Source organism: Bradyrhizobium sp. Leo114 (assembly GCF_055229415.2).
This window is the reverse complement of the sequence record NZ_JBUYEN020000156.1, coordinates 1-1571: the sequence shown is the minus strand read 5'-3', so window position 1 is coordinate 1571 and position 1571 is coordinate 1. Positions and strand designations below refer to the sequence as shown.

General features: G+C 56.8%; 2 protein-coding genes and 1 pseudogene. 2 read left to right on the top strand and 1 reads right to left on the bottom strand.

Annotated elements, in window-relative coordinates; translation table 11 throughout:
* Both ACZIRK_RS45125 and ACZIRK_RS45120 read left to right on the top strand, forming a co-directional pair.
* A pseudogene (locus ACZIRK_RS45125) lies at positions 1-114 on the top strand (IS5/IS1182 family transposase); the annotation flags it as partial.
* Positions 115-164: 50 nt separating this feature from the next.
* The gene (locus ACZIRK_RS45120) at positions 165-494 is read left to right on the top strand and encodes an H-NS histone family protein (protein WP_130231954.1); all 330 of its coding nucleotides are present in this window, start codon (positions 165-167) and stop codon (positions 492-494) included.
* Positions 495-1250: 756 nt separating this feature from the next.
* Here the strand turns inward: ACZIRK_RS45120 and ACZIRK_RS45115 are convergent.
* Positions 1251-1571 (bottom strand): transposase (locus tag ACZIRK_RS45115; protein WP_474419828.1); only part of this gene is annotated, 321 nt, incomplete at its 5' end.

Sequence of the window (1571 nt, the reverse complement as noted above, 5' to 3'; positions counted from 1 at the left end):
CGTCTCGCCAAAGATTGGGAGGCCTCCGTCACCTCGGCTGAAGCATGGCTCCTTATTGCGTCAACTCGACAACTGGTGCGCCGCATCGCCAGATCGGCCAACGTCAAGTCATGAATTTTGAGTCAGAGTCTTAGGGATGATGAAGACCTGGATGTTTTGTCGCCATGAAACGAGCCGAACTGGAACGGATGACCGTTGACGAGCTGTGGAGCTTGCACGTTGAGGTCTCTAAAGTGTTGCAGCAGAAGATCCGGCAGGAAAAGCTGGGTCTGGACGACCGCCTGAGGCAGTTGGTGTCCGCGAGTCGGTTATACCCGCTGGTATCTCCAAAATACCAAAACCCCGATCAGCCATCACAGACCTGGACAGGTCGAGGCAAGCAGCCGCGGTGGCTCGTCGCGCAATTGAAGCTGGGAAAGCGTATCGACGACTTCAAAGTTCAGCCGCGGATCGAGAGCCGAGACGCTGCCCGCTCGCCGCAATCCGGCAATTAGCGAGCATGATCAGGCAATCATGCTAATGCGTCACTCTGCCAGCTTTGCTCGCTCTCTGCTCCCGGTAAGCTCTGAATTCGGCCAGGAGCCTTTCGGGATCCAAAGTTTCCGCCCGTCTGACCTGCTCTCTCAACCAAAGTAGCTCGGCAAATTGGTCGCCGAGATCGGGTGCGCATTGCTGGAAATTGAGCCGGCGTTTGTTCGAAAGTCGGACGTTCTTCCCCATTTCTAAAGCCCTCCCTGGGCACGCGGCGGTAATTATGGTTCTTGTCTGTAAAGGTCATTAAACGAATTGGACAATGGCGAGGCGCGGCCAGCAAGCCTATTTACGTTGCCAGCTCCTCGCGAAAGATCGAGGCATACGAGGGCGTGTCCCACGTTGGGGGGTGAGGCGCAAGACCGGGGTTTCCCGGTGCGTTCGCCATCGTCAGCATCGCGGGACGCGCTCTTCGCGATTTCCGATTGCGCCAGTTGCTGAACGTGCTGGAGTTGAGACCGCAGACGCGCATCGGCGAGTCTTGGATGCTGGCCAGAAGGGGGGCACCGCGAACCGGGCGAAAGTCAACCACGATCGTCAGATCATGGGGATTGCGAACGTAGAGGGAGCTGACTGCGTTTGTTCGAACGATGGAGATTGGGTGCGCCTTGGCAAGAAGGACGGCATTCCCGTGGTGCTTCTGGCGGATCTCCTCAAACCACCGCCATCCGAAAACGCCGATCAACACAACATGTTCAGCGTGCTGCTAGTACCCGGAATCAGAGCTGAGTGATACGGCGGCCTTTGAACCGGCGTTGACGGACCTTTTTCTTGGTCCAGACGAAGGGCTCGGCTTTGTCGTTGTAAGCGTTGACGTAGGCATCGATGTGGTCCTGAAGCTGCTTGAGGCTTGTGAAGGAAGTGCCGCTGAGCGACTGCCCCTGCAAGATCGAAAACCATACCTCGACCTGACTGAGCCAGGACGCACTTGTCGGCGTGAAATGAAATTCCACGTTGGGGTGGGCATTGAGCCAACGCTCGTTCTTCTTGTGGGTGTTGAGGTTGTCGAGGATGACGTGAAGCTTCCGGTTTGGAAAAGC